A 19757-nucleotide genomic window follows, 5' to 3' on the forward strand; every position below is an offset into this window, starting at 1 on the left:
AAATCTACATTTTAATAAAGTGTCAAGTTTGCCAAGTTTTACCGATTCAGTGAAATTAATGAAATTTAACAAATGGTTTGGGAGACTGTTAATGGAATTTATTTGGTTTGTGAGCAGGTGTGAGCTATCTGTGTGTATGTTTGTTTTTATTAGAGGTTGAACTAATAATATGCATTTGCAGATGTGCTGGCAGCAGGGGATGTAAAATAGGGTAAATTTCAGAACTGAATTCAGTTTGTATAAATGTTTAATAGGTTGAGCCAGGTTTAAGCCAATTGAGAATAGATTATTTTGTAGAAATCTGTATATACAGAGCAAAATCTTTCTAAGTCTTATTCCAATTTAATTTCAAAACAGACTTTAAATAATATGAATTAATTTTTAGCTGTATCGAGGCAAAAAAGTAAAGCACAGCCATGTTGCGATGCATCTTTTTTAACGAAGATATAGCTGAAAAGAAACATTTTATAAGGCATGTTTTGATGTTAATTTGGTATTGCCGGTAAAGTTTTTCAGGTTCTCAATTTTTAGGGTGATTTGCTTATTGAATGTTTCGGCGAAAAATTTGAAACGTAATCGTGTTGTAAATCAATCCAATATTTCATGTCTGATATTCAGCGATCTATTGCATGAAGCATGTGCCGGTAAATTTTTCATGAAATTATCTATGCCTTATCAACCCTGTGTTTTTAGCTGTTTTTTGAAGTGCTTACAACTATTTTTACAGGAAATATGAAATCTATGCCGGCAATTTATAATGATTAATTCTTATTTAACTGTACAAGCGTCTTTTTTGATTGTTACTGTCCTTGTGAACTCATTTTATTTGCTGCTTTTAAGCGACATGCGGTCCAGTTTCAATTTTGGAAATACCATTTCTATTTTTACTTTTGAAAAATCTTAACCACAGCCCATACCCACAATCCATGACCACAAAAAGCCAATTTCAAAAAATAAAATCGGGAGATTCCAAAGCATTCGAAGCATTATTTAATCAGTTGTATCCTTCGATGTGTGTGCTGGCCCGCGAATATGTGAAGGACGATGGAATGGCTGAAGATATAGCTCAGGAAGCTTTTGTTAAATTGTGGAATGCCCGTGACCGATACGAAGATATTACCTCTGTTAAATCATTTTTGTACGTGATGGTTAAAAATTTGAGTCTTAACTCTTTAAAAAGAGATAAGTTGGGCAGCAAATTTACAGAAAGTCTCGACAAAGAAGATTATTATTATTTCAATAACCGTATTGTAGAAGAAGAAACATACAGGATTTTGCAGCAAGCTATCGATGAATTGCCGCATAGGAGTGCTGCTATTATGAATCTAAGCTTGCTGGGGGTGCGAAATCATGAAATTGCCGAACGACTTGGAATATCGGTTAATACTGTAAAAACGCTGAAATATAATTCGATGAAAACTCTTAGAGTTAAATTAAAAAACTACTTTTTTATCCTTCTTCTTTTACTCGGGGAAATTTAATTTATTCAAAGGAATAATTCTCACGAAGTAAATTTCTAATTTGTTTATTTGTAATAAACAGGTTTAAATTCAGATTTACAGCTTGCTGCAACAGCCGTTTGTTTATCTTCTCTACACTCTATAGAGTAAATAATTCTCTATCCATTTCTTTAAGCAATATTATTACAACCATTATGCTTATGGTATTAGCTAATATTTTTTTTAATCCCATTCATCTACTTTTAAACCCCGATTGTTTTTATAATTAGAAATGAAACCTTAAACATGAAAGAATTGCACCGTGAATATCAAATTGCTCAATTGATCTCGAAAGAGATTGTTGATGAACTTTCTGCTGATGAAGTGAAAAAACTTGAGACGTGGAAGTCCGAATCGAAGGCAAACAAAGAACTATACGAAATTATTAAAAGGGGAGAAAAAAGAGTTGAAAGAAATTCTTATGCAGCAAATCTGAATGTGAAGTTGGCTTTTGGTAAGGTAAGAGATAAAATTAAACCACAGCAAAAAATCATTCGCTTAAAGGAATGGGGATTGAGGATTGCTGCTGTTTTGGTAATTGGAGTATTGGTTGGAACACTTTATCATATTTCAACGAAAGATCTAAAATATGAATCTGAATTGGTCTCTTCGACCATTGAGCCAGGATCTTCAAAAGCTGTATTGCAGCTCTATAACGGTGAAACGCTGCAGTTAGAGAATAAAAGTAATGACAGCATTGTGGAAAAAGATGGAACCTTCATTAGTAATTTAAATGGAAAGTTATCTTATGCCGCAAATGAAGATGTTGCATTGCAAACAATTTATAATACGGTTAAGGTTCCGGTTGGAGGAGAGTATCAATTGACACTTTCAGATGGAACTAAAGTAATGCTGAATTCTGAGTCGGAAATTAAGTTTCCTGTTCAGTTTAACCAGAATAAGAGAAAAGTCTGGATTGCAGGGGAGGTGTTTTTCGATGTGGCGCACAATAAAAACAAGCCGTTTATTGTAGATGTTAAGAATGTTGAAATTGAGGTTTTGGGAACCGAATTTAATGTAGAAGCATACAATGATCAGAAATCGGTGGTGACCACACTGGTTCAGGGAAGTGTAGAGCTAAGAAAAGGACAGGAAAGTGTCACTATTAAGCCCGATCAGCAAGCCTTTATTTCGGATGGGGGAGAACAGTTTGCAGTGAAAAATGTAGTTGCTAAAAATTACGTACTATGGAAAGATGGAGTGTTCTGTTTTGAAGAAGCTGACTTGGGAACAATAATGCAAAAATTGGAAAGATGGTACGGAATAAAGGTATTCTATATGAATCAAACAATAAAGATGAAACGCTTTTCTGTTGAAGTGAAAAGGTACGAAGAAATTGAGGATGTGCTGAATATGTTGGAGAGAACAAACAAAGTAAATTTCGAGATAAATAAGAATGTAGTAATTGTTAAAAATTAAAATAAAAAAAGAGCAAAAGTTAGTGAGATAACTTTTGCCCGGTGAGTAGTAACCCAATTCCCGCACGGAATTAAATTATTAACCCTAAATGCAAATTTATGAAAAAAAGTGAAACCCGGAGTTTTTGGCGTAAGAAACTCTGCAAACCTTTATTAGCAATGAAGATTACCCTGATGCTAATAGTGTTGAATGCTATGCAGTTGTCTGCTAGTGTCTATTCGCAAAATACCAAACTCGATTTGAACATGACCAATCAATCATTGGTTGAAGTATTTAAAGAGATCAGAAACAATAGCGATTTTACTTTTGTGTATGATTTAGAAGATGTAGAAACAGTTAACAATCTGGATATTGACCAAAGAGGGGCTACTGTTGAAGAGATTCTTGATAACTGTTTTCTGAATACGAACTTAAGCTACGAAATTGTCGATAAAGTAGTAATCGTTAAACAGAAACCAATTGTTGCACCTAAGCCGGTTCAGCAAGAAAAAAAGGAAATTCATGGCCGTGTTATGGATACACATGGTATTCCTCTGCCAGGAGTATCTGTTGTTGTTAAAGGAACTATGATTGGTACATCTACCGACGTTGATGGAAATTATTCCATAGAAGTAGATGATAATCCTGTTTTGATATTTTCATTTGTAGGTATGCAAAAGCAGGAGGTGAAAATTGCGCAAAGATCTGTGGTGAATGTTGTAATGGTTGCCGAAAGTCAGGTGTTTGACGAGGTGCAGGTTATAGCATATGGTACTTCTTCGATACGGTTAAATACCGGCTCGGTAAGTTCGGTTAAATCGGACAAATTAACCAGTCAGCCTGTTGCCAATCCTATGAATGCACTGTCGGGACGGGTTTCAGGTGTGGTCATTCAACAAAATAATGGCTTGCCAGGCAGTAGTACCTCATTACAAATCAGAGGGAGAAGTTCCCTTTCATCGGGTACAGAGCCATTATACGTAATAGATGGTGTCGCTTTTTCCAACGAGAATCTTAACAGCTTTGGAATTGGCGCAGCTAGTGGAGGAATTAGCCCTTTTAGTGTGATAAATCCCATGGATATTGAGCGGATTGATGTACTAAAGGATGCGGATGCAACGGCAATATACGGTGCCAGAGCATCCAATGGTGTTGTTCTGATTACCACAAAAAGAGGTGAAACAGGAAAGGCAAAACTGGATGTGAATGTATACACAGGTGCTGGGAAAGTAGGTCATTTTATTCCTATGATGAATACAGATGAATATCTTGGTATGCGACGGGAGGCATTTAAAAATGACGGCGTTGAACCAGATGAGTACAATGCACCGGATTTAATGGCTTACGATCAAAAAGCTTATACCAATTGGCAAAAATTACTTATCGGAGGAACTGCTCACACAACCGATGTGCAGGCTACCCTGCATGGAGGCAGCGAAATGGTAAAGTTTTTGGTGAATGCCAACTTTAGAAATGAAGGAACTGTTTTTCCTGGAAATCAAGGATCTACTAAGGCTGGGGCAAGGATGAATCTTGATTATGGCTCGAAGGACGGGAAGTTTAAAGCTACATTTTCAGGCGCGTTTTCAAACGATAAAACTGATATGTACGCTAACGATTTAACACGTTTTTATAGTTTACCTCCCAATTATCCAGTGTATAATGAAGATGGAACCTTATTCTGGGATTATTACCAAGATAATCCGATCGCTAACTTACAGCAAACATATAAAGGGATTACTAACAATTTAATGGGTAATTCGACGCTTAGTTATAGCCCAATTGATAAATTATATTTAAAGGTAAATCTGGGTTACACCCAAACAACATTAGAACAAAAAAGTAAATATCCAGTTTCATCTTTTAATCCTTCATATGGCATGACTAGTTTTGCGATGTTTGCGAATAATAAGATGACAAATTATATTATTGAACCTACCGGCAGTTATTCTATTTCCGGAGATAATTGGACTTTAAATACCCTTTTGGGAGCTTCGCTGCAACGTAATATTACCAGCGGCAGTTCTTTGGAAGGATCCAATTACAGCTCTGATGCCCTATTAGGTGCAATATCGGGAGCAGGTCTTATTTCTTCTTTGTATGAGGATAGTTCGGAATATAGTTTTGCATCTCTATTTGGCAGGATTACCTACAATTTTAAGCAGAAATATATCTTGAATGTGAACTACCGCAGAGATGGTTCATCGAAATTTGGTGACAATAATCGATTCGGAAATTTTGGTTCTGCCGGTGTGGCCTGGTTATTTAGCGGTGAACCATTTATTAAGGAAGGGGTGCCGTTTTTAAGTTTCGGAAAATTGAGAACCAGTTATGGTGTAACAGGAAATGATCAAATAGACAACTATCTCTATTTAGCGCTGTACGATATTGGAACGACCTATAACAATTCAGCAAGTCTTAATTTGAAGACATTATCAAACCCAAACATACAATGGGAAACAACACGTAAGTTTGAGATGGCTTTGGATTTAGGTTTTTTTAAAGACAGACTGCTTCTTGCTGCTAATTATTATATGAATCGATCAAGCAATCAAATTGTGAATGTAAAAACAGCTTCGCAGTCAGGTTTTAATTATTCCATTCAAAATCTGGATGCTGTAGTTCAAAATACGGGGCTGGAGTTTGATCTGTCTTCTACAAATATAGATGGTGAGGATTTTAAATGGTCTACTAATTTTAATATTTCATTCCCTAAGAATAAGTTAGTTTCTTTCCCAGGGCTCGAAGGAAGTAATTTCAGCGATCTGTACGAGATTGGTAAACCTATTAATGCCAGCAAATATTATCAGTATGCCGGTATAGATTCTTCAACAGGTAAGGTTTTGTATACTGATAAGGATAATGATGGAGAAGCTGATTATGAATATGCTCCGGTCGGCACTCCTTTTTATGGTGGGTTAAGTAATACGTTTACTTATAAAAACTGGTCTTTTGATTTTTTAATTCAGTTTTCGCATAGAAAAGGGCAGACCAATAATATAAGTGAATATCAATATGAATCTGTATTGGGAACTATGGCTAACCAAAACACTTCAGCTTTGAATCGATGGAGATCTCCTGGAGATGAAAATACCCGCTTCCCGGGAGCTTCAGCAAATTACGGTACAGATATTTATGATAGTTACGACAATTATTCATATTCTAATGCAAATTATGGTGATGCATCGTTTGTAAGATTCAAATCAATAAATTTAGCATACAATTTGCCAAATCAATGGATTGAAAAGCTGAAAATATCTTCGGCCAGAATATATTTCCAAGGACAAAATTTATATACAGCAACGAAGAATAAATATGTTTTTGATCCTGAAACCAGCGGAATTGGAATTGGCACTATGCCACCATTAAGAACATTTGTTTTAGGTATTAATTGTTCATTTTAATTAGTAAAACCATGAAAAAATATATTATTAACACCTTAAAATGCACCTCTGTTTCCACCTTTGCGATTGCTTTATTGTTACTCGTTTCCTGTGATGATTTTGTTGATATTGGTGCACCGGAAATGCAGATTGGGGTAGAGGAAGCTTTTAACAATGAAGCGTCTGCTACGGGTGCCGTTTTGGGATTATATGCAGGGTTAAGTGCTTATGATGAACATTATGTGGCTTGTATGGAATGCAGTGCCGATGGGGTATTGCCGTATACAAATGGTTATGGTTCATTCGTTAGTAATGCTATACCTACTAATAGTTATTATTCATCTTATTATCTTTGGGGTAGTACTTATAACACCGTATTACAGGCTAATTATGCAATTAATGGATTGAATGAATCCAAAATGCCATCTTCTTCAGTTAAGAGCCAATTGTTGGGAGAAGCTAAATTTTGGCGGGCATTTTCATATTTTTACTTGGTAAATATGTTTGGAGATGTTCCTATGCCGTTGGGTACCGATGTAATAGAAAATGCGTCGTTGCCAAGAACAGCAGCTTCAGATGTTTACGATCAGATTATTACAGATCTTACAGATGCGAAAGAATTACTAGGAATGGATGATCGCTCTTTAGGTGATAGAGTAAGGGTTAATCAATCAGGCGTTAGTGCCTTACTTGCCAGGGTTTATCTTTATCGGGAAGATTGGGTAAAAGCAGAGTCAGAGTCAGGTCTGGTGATAAGTAATTCCGCTTATGAACTGTCAGCATTGGATGAAACATTTGTGAATTCTTGTAAAGAGACCATTTTACAAATTGCCAACACAACCGGGGTTTCAAAATTTGGAGAGATGTATGTTCCTGTATCCGAGCAATCCATGCCATCTTTTTATTTAACCGATAACTTGTTTAATTCATTTAGTGATGATGATTTAAGAAAGAGCATGTGGATAAAACAAGTAACTGTTAATGGTCAGGAATTCGGTACAATATTCAAATACAAAGTAAAATCCGGCACAGGTAATGAATACGATATTGTTATGCGTTTGGCGGAACAATACTTAATTCGTGCCGAAGCCAGAGCTCATTTGAATCGTATTACCGGAGCAAATAGTGCAGAAGCTGATTTAAATACGATCCGAAACCGTGCAGGGCTTGAAAATACAGATGCTTCTACTCAATCAGCAATGTTTCTTGCCATTGAAAAAGAACGGAATCTTGAATTTTTTGGAGAATGGGGACATCGATGGCTGGATTTAAAACGGACTCCGAGTATCGTTGATCCAACGAATAAAACAAGGGCTGATGATGTATTGTCCGAAAACAAACCGACTTGGACTTCTACTGCCATATTGTATCCGATACCCGAGAGTCAGATAAAAATTAATACTAAGCTTACGCAAAATCCAGGGTATAATAACTAACATAATAATAAAATAGTTAGTTGAAATAATTAGGATATCGTTGATAAATATTTTAAAGGTTTATCAGTGGTTTCTAATTGAGAACAGCTAAAAATGTTTAATAATCAGCATAATGTTTAAAAAATCAAGTATAAAATTGCAGCTTGGCTTCATATTGAGTTTATTCTTTTTTACTCATAACGGTCTTGCACAAACCGAACAAGACACCAGCCAGATCACCTTCACTATTGGTACCGAAGTGTACGATTATCCGGAGGTACAATGGATAAAAGGGGATTCAATTACTCAATTTGATAAGGATAAGATCTACATTATTGAATGTTGGGCTACTTGGTGTGGCCCGTGTAAAGCTGCTATGCCTCACTTAAATGAGCTTCACAAAAAATATGGAGATAAAATTGTTATTGTCGGGCAAAATGTATTCGAAAACAATTTAGTCAGGGTTAAAAAGTTTGTTGCCGGTAAAGGGGATGAAATGTCGTACCGGGTTACTTATAGTGGAGGAACAGAGAGTGATTTTTCTAAAAAATGGCTGAAGCCTGCAGGAATTAATTCGATTCCAACTACAATTGTAATTCAGAACAATAGAGTAATTTGGATGACTCACCCTGATGAATTAACAGATGAAGCAATTGATTTGCTTATAAATAAAGAATTTTCGGAAGAAAAACTTAAGGAACTTAGTTCCGGAAGCAATATAGTAAGCATAAGGAACTTGATATTTGATGATAAGAAATATGACGAAGCTTTAGCTGCACTCGATGAAATACTGCTCGAAGACCCTGATAAGGAAATCGCATTAATCTATAAGTCAGTAGCGCTTAAAAGAAGCGGAAAACCTGAAGAGGCTCTTGCATATTTTGAAAAAAGACGCCAGGAAAAATTCTTGCCGATCGTGCTGTTTCAGCTATATAGTATTCTTATGGAAGAGGAGAAGTTTGATCAATTAATAAAGTATGTAAATATTGATTTTGACAGAGCTTTATTGGAGAATACTTCTGCTGCAGGAGATATCGTTGCATCTGGATATCAGGCTTATGCCGCTAAAAAAGATTATAAAGGACTTGTTGCATTTATCAATCGGGTTTCAAACAGCACTACTGATAGTGATCTTCTGAAAACTACCATTGTGGTAGCCGCTTACTACCCAGTAACTCCAATGGTAAAGATTGTTGACGATGCCATTTACAATGTTGCCTCAAAATTTTTGAAGGAAAATCAGTTGGATTTCGGATATCTGGCTTTAGTCACTCAAATGTTTTGGGCGAATAACGAAAAGGAGTATGCAAAAACAATGGTGAAGAGATCTCTTGAATTGGCGGTTAAGGAGAACCTTCCGGAAACTGGCATCAATGTATTAAAAATGTTTTCCGACTCTTTGGATAAAGGAATTTTCCCTGCAGAGGCGGAATTAGAAAAAATGGCTGCTGAGATGGCAAAATAATATTCTAAAACAATGAAAATGAAGAGAAGGACGATTGTTCTGTTTTTTTTAATTTCCATTTCCTGTTGTACAATGGCTCAGCAAAAGGGAGTTCAGTTTGTACATGGTCTTAAATGGACAGAAGTAAAAGCAAAAGCAAAGGCTGAAAACAAGTATATATTTGTAGATTGTTTTACAACCTGGTGTGGCCCATGCAAGATGGTAAGCACAAAAATTTTTCCGTTGGAGGAAGTCGGGCAGTTTTTTAATCAAAACTTTATTAATGTTAAAGTACAGATGGATAAAACCCCGCATGATAAGGAAGATGTTAAGGCATGGTATTCTGATGTTGATACAATTGCCAAGATTGGTCAGGTGGTAAATTACCCGACGTTTTTATATTTCACCCCGGCAGGGGAACTTATTCATCGCTATGTGGGAGCTCCATTTGAGCCAAATGAGTTTATTGAATACGCTAAAGCAGCACTCGATTCTTCCACTCAATATATCAGCTTAAAAAAGAAGTTTGAGAGTACATTGGATCCTGATCTTTCTTTGTTGCGAAGTATGGCAATAGCTTTTTCGCATAATGGTGATACAAAAAACGGAGAAGGAGATATGGGGCAGCAATGTGCCAATGAGTTTATCTCAAAATCGAAAGTTAAAGATCTTCTTACAAAGGAGAATATCGATTTTATGATGAGATTCACTCATAATGTGAGCGATAAGGGTTTTGAAATATTCCGCCAATACGGAGCATCCATTGATTCGGTAGAAGGAAGGAAGATATCGAGGTCTCTTGTGGAGGGGACTATTTTTTATAGAGAGGTTTTGCCATTGATTTCTGATCAATCTTCCCCGGATTGGAATAAAATAAGAGAATCAATAAATTCTACATATACTGAATACAGTGATGCTTTGGTAACAAAGGCCAGGATCATCTATTTTGGAGAACATGAGGAATGGAACTATTTTGTGAAGGAAGTTGAAGGATGGTTACAAATAAAGGATAATGAATATTTAAAGGAAGATATCAATGGTTATGTTTGGACTATTCTTACCTCTTGTAAGGATAAGGATTTTTTGGAAAAAGCGCTTGAATGGAGTGAAATTTCTTTGAAGCAAAATCAGGAAGATGTTTCTTCACTGATGACTAGAGCTGCTTTGCTTTATACACTTGGAAGGAATGAAGAAGCGATAGAATTTGGGGAAAAGGCAGCTTTGTTTGCTGAAGATAGCGATAAGGGAAATATGGAAGAGTTATTGGACATGATGAAAAGCGGGCAAAAGATTAATTTCTAACATACGAGTTGATAAGAATGGAATAATTTGCCATGTAACATGATGCAGAGAGTTTCATCATCATTTTACGGTGATTTTGGTGATAAAGCGAAAGCTTTAGAGAACCTCAATACTTTTCTGACTAAGAATGCAAATGTTCGTGTAGACAAATTGAAAGCAGATATTGATAGTATATAATCGTTTGTTGAATAGAAATTTTTTTATGCCTGCAAATTCACCCTATTTACACTTTAGATTGTCTTTAAGGTAAGAAGAAGGCTTAAAAGTAGTCTGAGAGTAAAAATCACATTTAAATACAAATGAAAATGAATAGAAAAATTACACTTGCTGCACTCTTACTCATGATGCTAAGCAGCATTTCGTTCGGACAAATTTTAACTCCATCGAAATGGAAGGTAGAGTTGTCAAAGCAAGATATTAAGGTGGGCGACAAAATTGACATTGTTTTTAAGGCGACAATTGATAAAACATGGCATTTGTATTCAAATGATTTTGATCCTGACTTAGGTCCTATTTTGATTGAATTTGATTTTGAAGAGGATGCAAGTTATGAGCGTATTGGTAAGGTGAAACCTATCAATGCAAAAAAGCATTTCGATGAGATTTGGGATGGGGAAGTGAGCTATTTTGAAAATACGGCTGAAATGCGTCAGCAAATAAAGGTGAAGAGCCTGCCATTAAAAGTGGAGGGAACCTTTGACTTCCAAACCTGTTCCGATGTAAGTGGACAGTGTGTAATGGGAGATGATGAGTTTGATATTACATATCCGGCTAAATAAAATAGAATTATTGCCAAAATTTTTAATCACACCAATACTTTACAAGAGTTTAATTAGCATATCGATTAAATTCTGAATTTAAAGCCACCTGTCAGGTGGCTTTTTCATTTGTACATAAGTTTGGATATCGTATCCTATCCATTAGAAAATTAATTTATTTAATTGGTAAAGACTGAGATGATCATTTTAAAATCAGGAAGAAGTTAGTTTCACAAGCAAAACGCAGGCATATTTAATTACAACGAACCAAAACACACCTTTTAGTTACGATTCGATTAAAAATATCACTAAAAAGGGGAGTTTTTAATCGAATCGTAATTTTTATCTAATCTAGATTGAAAGCATTTTTGATTCGTATAGATTATCAGACTAATTACATTGAATTTAATAAACAAAATAATTATGAAGATGATAATCTAATGTCTCGTAAAAGCTTAGTAATTAACAAATATTAGCGAATTTTTTCATTCTGTCTTTCACCCTATTGTGTATTTTGGTTGTCTTTACAGTAACAATACAGAATTAGAAAGAAGAATCAAATAAACTAAAGCAACTCAATTACATTGGGTAATACTTCTGTGGGAGGACCCAATTAATAAAAAGATTAAAAAATGAAATTGAAATTTACATTTCTTGCCATTATAGTGGTAATGTTTAGCGAATTTTCATTTGGACAAGTTTTACAACCAGCCAAATGGAAAGTTGAGTTTTCGAATAAAGAGGTTAAGGTAGGTGATCAGCTGGATGTTGTTTTTAAGGCTGCGATTGATAAGACCTGGCATGTGTACTCAAACGATTTCGACCCTGAGTTGGGGCCGGTATTAATTAAATTTGATTTTACAGAAAATTCCAGTTACGAAAGAATTGGTGAAGTAAAACCTATAAATGCTCATAAGCACCACGATGAAATATGGGGCGGTGAAGTAAGCTATTTCGAAAATGAAGCTGAGATGCGCCAAAGTATTTTGGTGAAGGAATTGCCCTTGCATGTAAAAGGAACATTCGAATACCAGACTTGTTCCGATGCTACGGGACAATGTGTAATGGGGGATGATAATTTCGATTTACAGGTTAAAGGCGGAGCCGTTGCAGTTACACAAAAAGTGAAAGCTGAAGCACCGGCACCGGTAAAAGAATCAAAAGATAAGAAAGGACTTTGGGCAGTATTTATTTTTGCCTTTTTAGGTGGTTTAGCTGCAATTTTTACTCCTTGTGTATTCCCTATGATTCCTATGACGGTTAGTTTTTTTATGCACAGCAGTGAAAACAAGGCCAAAGGTAGAATGCAGGCTTTCTTCTATGGATTTTCTATTATTGCGATATATACTTTTATTGGGACTTTACTTGCCGTTGTTATGGGGCCTGGTTTTGCCAACTTCCTTTCAACACATTGGGTTCCTAATGTTTTCTTCTTCTTAATTTTCATGGTGTTTGCTGCATCCTTCTTTGGAATGTTCGAAATTACCATGCCAAGCTGGATGGTGAATAAGTCCGTATCAAACGAAGATAAAGGTGGATTATTGGGTGCTTTCTTTATGGCATTTACTTTGGTTTTGGTTTCGTTCTCATGCACAGGACCTATTGTGGGTGCCATTTTAGTTGCCTCGGCAGGAGGAGAAGTATTAATGCCAATTGTTGGAATGTTAGGATTTTCAATAGCATTTGCGATGCCGTTTACATTGTTTGCCATTTTTCCGGGATGGTTGAATAAAATGCCGAAGTCCGGTGGATGGTTAAATTCAGTAAAAGTGGTTTTGGGATTTATTGAGCTGGCTTTAGGTCTTAAATTTTTAAGTATTGCTGATCAAACTTACCATTGGGGAATTTTGGATCGTGAAATTTACCTTGCTGTTTGGATAGTAGTATTTGCCTTATTGGGATTGTATTTATTAGGTAAACTCAAATTCTCTCATGATAGTGAGTTGAAATTTGTTAGTGTTCCTCGTCTTTTGATGGCGGTTGCGACCTTCTCGTTTGTAGTTTATATGATTCCAGGAATGTTTGGAGCTCCTTTAAAAGCTCTTTCAGGGTACATTCCACCACAAGCAACTCAGGATTTTGATATCAATCAGATTGTACGAAATAATGCAGGTAATAGCGGTGCAGTTCATCAGGAAGCCCATACTGCTATGTATTCAGACTTTTTACATTTACCTCATGGCTTAAACGGATATTTCGATTACAAGGAAGGAATGGATGCTGCTAAAAAGCAAAACAAACCTGTATTTATGGATTTCACAGGTCACGGTTGTGTTAACTGCCGGGAAATGGAAGCCAATGTATGGTCAGATCCACAAGTGTTGAAGCGCTTGCGTGAAGACTATGTGGTAATTGCAATGTATGTTGATGATAAAACAAAATTGCCTAAAGAAGAATGGATTGTTTCCAGTTATGATGGTAAAAAGAAGAAGACTTTAGGAAAGAAAAATGCCGATTTCCAAATTTCGAATTATAATATTAATGCTCAGCCTTACTATTGTTTGCTTAATTCGGATGGGGAAGATATTGCTTCACCAAGAGCCTATGATTTGGATGCAGGTAAATTTGTTGAATTCCTTGATGAAGGAATTAAAAACTTCAAGCAAAAAAAAACAGTAGCAGTAAGAGTTAACTAAATTAAAAGAGAAATTATTTTGTTTTAGCAAGACGGCAGGAAGATATTTAAGAAGAACATTAGTTAGTAAGTTAGTAGTTCGTGAGTTTTCATGTGTAAATTATGAAAACGTGGTTAGTAGGGAAGATGTAGATGGCAGGGTCGGCAATCCCTGTCATCTCATCATCAAACCTGAATATTTTTTTTAGTGGTTAAAACAAAATCTAGATAAACAACAACAAACTTTAGTTAGTGGTAAAAAGGGCAGGGACGTCAAGTTATTTACCCCAATATCTGATCTGAAAAACTCCCTGCTCTTTTTTTTAGAAATTTAATTTCATGCTATGAAAACCACCTATCGATTCCCAATTGAACACTACAAGTTTTATCAATTAGGAATTAATGGGCAACCTGAGAACACTTTTCTCTCGGAATTATTAATGAGAAGAATTTATAAAGTAAAATTTAACGTATGAATAAGATTGTATTATTACTCTTTGCGAGTGTTTTTTTATGCTCTGGTTTGGTCTCTAAAGCTCAGTATACAACAACGATTCCATTGAATTCAAAGGTAAAGCAAGGTAAGTTATCAAATGGATTGACTTACTATATATTGCATAACGAGGAACCAAAAGACCGTGCCAGTTTTTATTTTGTACAAAACGTTGGAGGGATTCTTGAAGAAGATTCTCAAAATGGTTTGGCTCACTTTCTAGAGCACATGGCGTTTAATGGTTTGGAAAATTTTCCAGGTAAGAACATGCTTGATTATTTGGAGAAAAATGGTATTCTTTTTGGGCGTGATATTAATGCTTATACTGCCCAGGACCAAACTGTTTATAATATCAGTAATATTCCTACAGGGAGTGAAGGATTGATGGATTCGGCTTTATTGGTTTTGCATGACTGGTCAGGAGGATTATTGCTGGAAGGCAAAGAAATTGAGTCGGAGCGTGGTGTTATTCATGAAGAGTGGCGTACCAGAAGAAATGTTCGTAAGCGTTTGGGAGATCAAACATCATCGGTGATGTATAATAATTCGAAGTATGCAGAACGTGATGTGATCGGTTCTTTGGATGTGATTGATCATTTTGAACATTCAGCACTTCGCGAATATTACGACAAGTGGTATCGTCCGGATTTACAAGCTGTAGTTATTGTTGGAGATGTAGATGCAGAGGATATTGAGAAGAAAGTAAAGGATTTATTTTCAAAAATTCCAATGAAAAAAAATGCTGCAGAGCGCACTTATACTAAGATTGAGGATTCAAAAGAAGTTGGTTATGTTGCCGCTAAAGACAAGGAAGCTAAAAATCTTAGTATTATGTGGCTATTCCGCCGCGATTTGGATGCCGTTAAGAATGAAACCACTCAAAGAAACGATCTGGCCAAGGGTATGTTCAATCAGATGCTTGCTGCCCGTATCTCTGAAAAAACCAAGAAATTGGAATGTTCGGCTATGGGTATTGAGTTTGGAGGATATGATTTAGCGCGTACCAAAGGTGCTGACTATATTTACCTTGTGCCAAAATCTGGTAAAGAACTGGAAGCTTTTACTGAAGCATTAACAGAGTTGGAACGTGTTAAACGTTATGGTTTTACTGCTTCGGAGCTTGAGAGAACCAAGGTGCAATACATGAGATCATATGAGTCATATGCTGCAAATTACAGCAAAATTACAAATGATAAGTGGGCAGAGCAATTAGCAGACTTGTTCTTAAAAGCAGAACCATTTCCTTCTTTGGAGTGGGAAATGGAATTTGCAGCTAAAACAATTCCAGTCATCACACTCGATGAGGTGAATGCGTTTGTAAAGTCTTATTCTAATGTTGATAATTCAGCATTAATATTACAAGGTCCTGATAATGAAACACAAGTTTACCCAACTAAAGAAGAACTGCTGGCTGTTGCAGCTAAAGTGAAATCTTCGAATGTGGAAGCTTATATTGATGAAGCAGGCAATCAGCCTCTTGTTGCTAAGAAGTTGAAGCCGGTTAAGATTTTAAGCCAATTTGGAGTTGAGGGAACTGATGCTAAAGGTTATGTTCTTGATAATGGAGCAAAAGTAGTTATTCTTCCTACTGAATACAGTAAGGATGAAATTTCAATGTCTTCTTTCAGTTTTGGAGGAACATCATTAATTGCTGATAAAGATCTTGCTTCCGCTGATATGGCGGCAAGTATTGTTGAAATGTCAGGTGTTGGGGAGTTTGATGCAACTCAGTTACAGAAAAAATTAGCAGGTAAAATTGTTGGTTTGAATACAAGTTTAGGAGAATTGACAGAAGGGTTTTCAGGTTCTGCTTCTCCTCAGGATTTTGAGACTTTACTACAATTGCTTTACCTGAATTTTGAAGCGCCTCGTTTCGAAGAAGCTCCTTTTAGTGCGCAGATGGCACGTATGAGAGATTATGTTGCAAACATAAAAGTAGATAATAATAAAGCACTTCAGGATACTATAGCTTTATTATCGACAAATTATTCTCCACGTACTTTGCTTTTTGGAGAAGATTTTATTAATAAGATCGACTTTAACAGAGCCTCGGAAATTTACCGTGAGCGTTTCTCTGATGCCAGTGATTTTACCTTCATTTTTGTTGGTAATATTAACGAGAAGGAACATTTACCAATGATTCGAAAGTATATTGGTAACATTAGCTCTACGAACAAAAAAGAAACATATTTAGATCATAAAGTGGGTCCTGCCAAAGGAAAAACAAGCAGAATTTTTGATCGTGAAATGGCAGTTCCTAAAACAACTGTGAATTATGCTTTGCAGGGCGATTTCGATTATACTTTAGAGAACAGAGTGCTGCTTAGTGTAGTGTCTCAGCTTCTGTCTAAAAGATACATGACAACTATTCGTGAAGAGGAAGGTGGATCTTATGGCGTTGGAGTAAGTCCATCATCATCTAAATTACCAACACCGGAATTCTCATTGAATATCAGTTTCGATTGTAATCCTGAAAAGCGTGATCGTTTGGTTGAAATTGTTAAGGAGGAAATTGTTAAAATTCAAAATGAAGCTTGTGATGCAGTTGACTTAAATGAGATTAAGAACAATTTTATTAAAAGCAGAGAAGAAGCTGAATTACAAAACTCTTTCTGGATGAGCAGTATTCAAAAGAACCTGATGCTGGGTTCGGAACTGACGTCTAAAGAAGATTACATAAAAATGATTGAAAATATCGATGCAGACTCGATTCAGAATTTTGCAAAAGAAATATTAAAAAACGTGAATACTGTTGAAGTGATCATGAATCCTAAAAAATAGTAAAACAAAATCATTAGTCTGTTTTGATTTAGTTAGGACCGGTTGGTGAGAATGATTGACCGGTCCGCTCTTTTGTCTTAAACTATTAACCAACCACTAGTAAATTATCGAAAAGCATACAGTTTGTTTTTCTTGAAAAATCAGTAATGAAGGAACTTTATCTGCAAAAACTAAAAGAAGAATTTGTTCCGGCACTTGGGTGTACAGAACCAGTCGCAGTTGCTTATGCGGCAGCAAAAGCAAGGGAAATTTTGAATCAATCACCAGATCGGATTGAATTTCATGTAAGTGGAAATATTTTTAAGAATGGAATGGGAGTTGGAATTCCAGGTTCAGGTATGGTCGGCTTAACCATTGCCGGAGCTTTGGGTGCTTTGGGAGGCAATCCTATGGCAGGATTAGAAGTTTTGGATGGAATTAGTCCTGATATTGTTGAATTGGCGCAAACCTTTGTGAACCAGGGAAAAGTTCAGGTAGATGTAAAATATGGTGTAGCTAAACTGTACATTGAATGCATCTGCTTTAAGGGTGAAAATTCAGGTCGGGTTATTATTCAGGATCGACATACAAATATTCTTCTAGCCGAACGAAATGGTTTTGTTATCTACCAAAATACTTCAAAATCAGCAACCGATGCTGTCCTTAATATGAAAGACTGGAGCTTCCGTAGTATTTATGAATTTATTAATACTGTTGACATAGCCGATATCGCTTTCATTGAAAAAGGAGTAAAGCTTAATAAGTCCATTGCGGAGGAAGGTTTAAAGGGGAATTACGGACTTCAGGTGGGTAAATCGATGATGATTAATATCCGGAAAGGAATTCTTAAAGAGGATTTAATGAATCGATCCATAATGCTTACAGCAGCCGCTTCAGATGCAAGAATGGCCGGAAGCGCAATGCCTGTAATGTCTAATTGTGGCAGCGGAAACCAAGGAATAAGCGTTACTTTGCCTGTGGTAGTTGCAGCAGAGGAATTTAAAGTGAGTAATGAAACATTACTAAGAGCATTGGCTTTGGCATTGTTGGTTACTATTTATATGAAATCTTTCGTTGGTCAACTATCTGCACTTTGCGGCGTTTTATTGTCTACTGCCGGTGCAGGATGCGGAATTACTTACATTATGGGAGGCGATTTCAAACAAATGGGGATGACATTGCAGAATATGACAGGGGGTGTAACCGGTATGATTTGCGATGGAGCAAAATATGGTTGTTCTCATAAGATTGCTGCAAGTGTAAGTGCCGCAATTCAATCATCATTATTAGCTATGAATCACAATTGTTTAAATGGAATGAATGGTATTATTGATGATGATGTGGAAGCTACTATTCGGAATATTGGTCGTTTGGCAAATGAGGGAATGGAAGTAACCGACGAGGTTATTCTTAAGACCATGTTGGAAAAGATGAAGAAAGTTTCTTGAGAATAAAGAAAAAGAAAAAAGATGAAAAATAAAGAGAATATTGAAAGAGTAAAGTGTTTGATAATTGGTTCGGGACCAGCAGGGTATACGGCCGGAATTTACGCATCAAGAGCAAATTTAAATCCAGTTGTTTATGAAGGTTTGCAGCCAGGCGGACAATTAACTACAACTACTGAAATTGACAATTTCCCGGGATATCCTGAAGGAGTTACAGGAAATGTTATGATGGGTGAACTAAAGAAACAAGCCGAACGATTTGGCTGCGATTGCCGCTGGGGTATTGTTACCGAAGTAAATTTGAACGAAAGACCGTTTAAATTAAAGGTAGATGGGAATAAGGATATTGAAGCCGATTCGGTAATTATTGCAACAGGAGCTACGGCAAAATATTTGGGTTTAGAGAGCGAAGAAAAATATAGAGGATCGGGTGTTTCGGCCTGTGCAACCTGCGATGGGTTTTTCTACAGAGGAAAAGATGTTGCTGTTGTAGGTGGTGGCGATACTGCCTGCGAAGAAGCTTCATACTTAGCTGGTTTGTGTAATAAGGTTTACTTAATTGTTCGTAAGGATTTTTTAAGAGCTTCGAAAGCAATGCAGGAAAGAGTATTTAAAACTGCGAACATTGAAATTTTATTCGAACACACTACAAAGGAATTAACAGGAGAAAATGGGGTAGAGGGATGCACATTGATTAAAAATGCAGGTACCTCTTCGCCAGAAGAAGTAAAAATTGCTATTGATGGGTTCTTTTTGGCAATTGGTCATCACCCAAATTCAGATGTGTTTTCTGATTACGTTGATACCGATGAACAAGGTTATATCCTGACTCAGGCAGGCACTCCGATGACAAATATTAAAGGCGTTTTTGCTTGTGGCGATGTTCAGGATCCGAATTACCGACAAGCAATAACATCAGCAGCTTCAGGATGTCAGGCGGCCATCGAGGCAGAAAGATATCTTGCAGAAATGAATTGAAAAAACATAGCCAAAGGCACCTTTTCGGCTAAATAAATAACTTCCATTATTTATGGTGCAAATTTCAGTAAAGCAGGCAATCCCTTATATTTCAGACATGTATACGTTTTAGGTCAACGGTTGGGATTGCCTCTTTTTCGTAAACAGTAAAAATTAAAATAATTTATTCGCTCATCAATATTTTTTTGATGGGCGTTTTATCCTTAGTAAAGGAAATAAGTGACATAATGCCTGATTTGTTTTAGTTGAAGCATTAAAATTGAGAAGA

Annotated in this window: 12 protein-coding genes; all 12 read left to right on the top strand. The window is 36.2% G+C overall.

Annotated elements, in window-relative coordinates; all coding sequences use genetic code 11:
* The first annotated feature begins 926 nt into the window (after window positions 1-926).
* The 12 genes from GQR60_RS02270 (at window position 927) to trxB (ending at window position 19489) form a co-directional block, all read left to right on the top strand.
* Window positions 927-1481 carry an RNA polymerase sigma-70 factor gene (locus GQR60_RS02270; RefSeq protein WP_124991375.1) on the top strand — a complete coding sequence of 185 codons (555 nt, stop codon included), beginning with the start codon at window positions 927-929 and terminating at the stop codon, window positions 1479-1481.
* Window positions 1482-1745: 264 nt separating this feature from the next.
* Window positions 1746-2918 carry a FecR family protein gene (locus GQR60_RS02275; protein ID WP_124991376.1) on the top strand — a complete coding sequence of 391 codons (1173 nt, stop codon included), beginning with the start codon at window positions 1746-1748 and terminating at the stop codon, window positions 2916-2918.
* 98 nt (window positions 2919-3016) lie between these two features.
* Window positions 3017-6301 carry a TonB-dependent receptor gene (locus GQR60_RS02280; protein ID WP_124991377.1) on the top strand — a complete coding sequence of 1095 codons (3285 nt, stop codon included), beginning with the start codon at window positions 3017-3019 and terminating at the stop codon, window positions 6299-6301.
* An 11-nt stretch (window positions 6302-6312) separates the two neighbouring features.
* Complete coding sequence (locus GQR60_RS02285; RefSeq protein WP_124991378.1) at window positions 6313-7716, top strand: RagB/SusD family nutrient uptake outer membrane protein; 1404 nt, start codon at window positions 6313-6315, stop codon at window positions 7714-7716.
* Window positions 7717-7828: 112 nt separating this feature from the next.
* The gene (locus GQR60_RS02290; RefSeq protein WP_124991379.1) at window positions 7829-9160 is read left to right on the top strand and encodes a TlpA disulfide reductase family protein; all 1332 of its coding nucleotides are present in this window, start codon (window positions 7829-7831) and stop codon (window positions 9158-9160) included.
* 18 nt (window positions 9161-9178) lie between these two features.
* Entirely contained in the window at window positions 9179-10441 is a 1263-nt protein-coding gene (locus GQR60_RS02295; RefSeq protein ID WP_160463393.1) for a thioredoxin family protein, read from the top strand.
* A 39-nt stretch (window positions 10442-10480) separates the two neighbouring features.
* A complete protein-coding gene (locus tag GQR60_RS02300; RefSeq protein WP_154675796.1) occupies window positions 10481-10618 on the top strand; it encodes a hypothetical protein in 138 nt (45 codons plus the stop codon).
* 128 nt (window positions 10619-10746) lie between these two features.
* On the top strand, window positions 10747-11220 hold the full coding sequence (locus GQR60_RS02305) for a protein-disulfide reductase DsbD domain-containing protein (RefSeq protein ID WP_160463394.1): 474 nt from the start codon (window positions 10747-10749) through the stop codon (window positions 11218-11220).
* Window positions 11221-11831: 611 nt separating this feature from the next.
* Window positions 11832-13835, top strand: coding sequence for a protein-disulfide reductase DsbD family protein (locus GQR60_RS02310; RefSeq protein ID WP_124991382.1), 2004 nt, complete (start codon window positions 11832-11834; stop codon window positions 13833-13835).
* Window positions 13836-14285: 450 nt separating this feature from the next.
* A complete protein-coding gene (locus tag GQR60_RS02315; protein WP_124991383.1) occupies window positions 14286-17087 on the top strand; it encodes a M16 family metallopeptidase in 2802 nt (933 codons plus the stop codon).
* A 146-nt stretch (window positions 17088-17233) separates the two neighbouring features.
* The gene (locus GQR60_RS02320) at window positions 17234-18514 is read left to right on the top strand and encodes an L-cysteine desulfidase family protein (RefSeq protein ID WP_124991384.1); all 1281 of its coding nucleotides are present in this window, start codon (window positions 17234-17236) and stop codon (window positions 18512-18514) included.
* A 21-nt stretch (window positions 18515-18535) separates the two neighbouring features.
* Window positions 18536-19489, top strand: a complete 954-nt coding sequence (gene trxB / locus GQR60_RS02325; protein ID WP_124991385.1) for a thioredoxin-disulfide reductase — start codon at window positions 18536-18538, stop codon at window positions 19487-19489.
* The last annotated feature ends 268 nt before the right edge of the window (window positions 19490-19757 follow it).

This window comes from Labilibaculum euxinicum (assembly GCF_009795715.1).
GTDB classification, from domain to species: Bacteria; Bacteroidota; Bacteroidia; order Bacteroidales; family Marinifilaceae; genus Labilibaculum; species Labilibaculum euxinus.

Excerpts from the sequence above, each read along its gene's own strand:
- GQR60_RS02270 (WP_124991375.1), top strand. The coding sequence starts at position 927 with ATGACCACAAAAAGCCAATTTCAAAAAATAAAATCGGGAGATTCCAAA.
- GQR60_RS02275 (WP_124991376.1), top strand. The coding sequence starts at position 1,746 with ATGAAAGAATTGCACCGTGAATATCAAATTGCTCAATTGATCTCGAAA.
- GQR60_RS02280 (WP_124991377.1), top strand. The coding sequence starts at position 3,017 with ATGAAAAAAAGTGAAACCCGGAGTTTTTGGCGTAAGAAACTCTGCAAA.
- GQR60_RS02285 (WP_124991378.1), top strand. The coding sequence starts at position 6,313 with ATGAAAAAATATATTATTAACACCTTAAAATGCACCTCTGTTTCCACC.
- GQR60_RS02290 (WP_124991379.1), top strand. The coding sequence starts at position 7,829 with ATGTTTAAAAAATCAAGTATAAAATTGCAGCTTGGCTTCATATTGAGT.
- GQR60_RS02295 (WP_160463393.1), top strand. The coding sequence starts at position 9,179 with ATGAAGAGAAGGACGATTGTTCTGTTTTTTTTAATTTCCATTTCCTGT.
- GQR60_RS02300 (WP_154675796.1), top strand. The coding sequence starts at position 10,481 with ATGATGCAGAGAGTTTCATCATCATTTTACGGTGATTTTGGTGATAAA.
- GQR60_RS02305 (WP_160463394.1), top strand. The coding sequence starts at position 10,747 with ATGAATAGAAAAATTACACTTGCTGCACTCTTACTCATGATGCTAAGC.
- GQR60_RS02310 (WP_124991382.1), top strand. The coding sequence starts at position 11,832 with ATGAAATTGAAATTTACATTTCTTGCCATTATAGTGGTAATGTTTAGC.
- GQR60_RS02315 (WP_124991383.1), top strand. The coding sequence starts at position 14,286 with ATGAATAAGATTGTATTATTACTCTTTGCGAGTGTTTTTTTATGCTCT.
- GQR60_RS02320 (WP_124991384.1), top strand. The coding sequence starts at position 17,234 with ATGAAGGAACTTTATCTGCAAAAACTAAAAGAAGAATTTGTTCCGGCA.
- trxB (WP_124991385.1), top strand. The coding sequence starts at position 18,536 with ATGAAAAATAAAGAGAATATTGAAAGAGTAAAGTGTTTGATAATTGGT.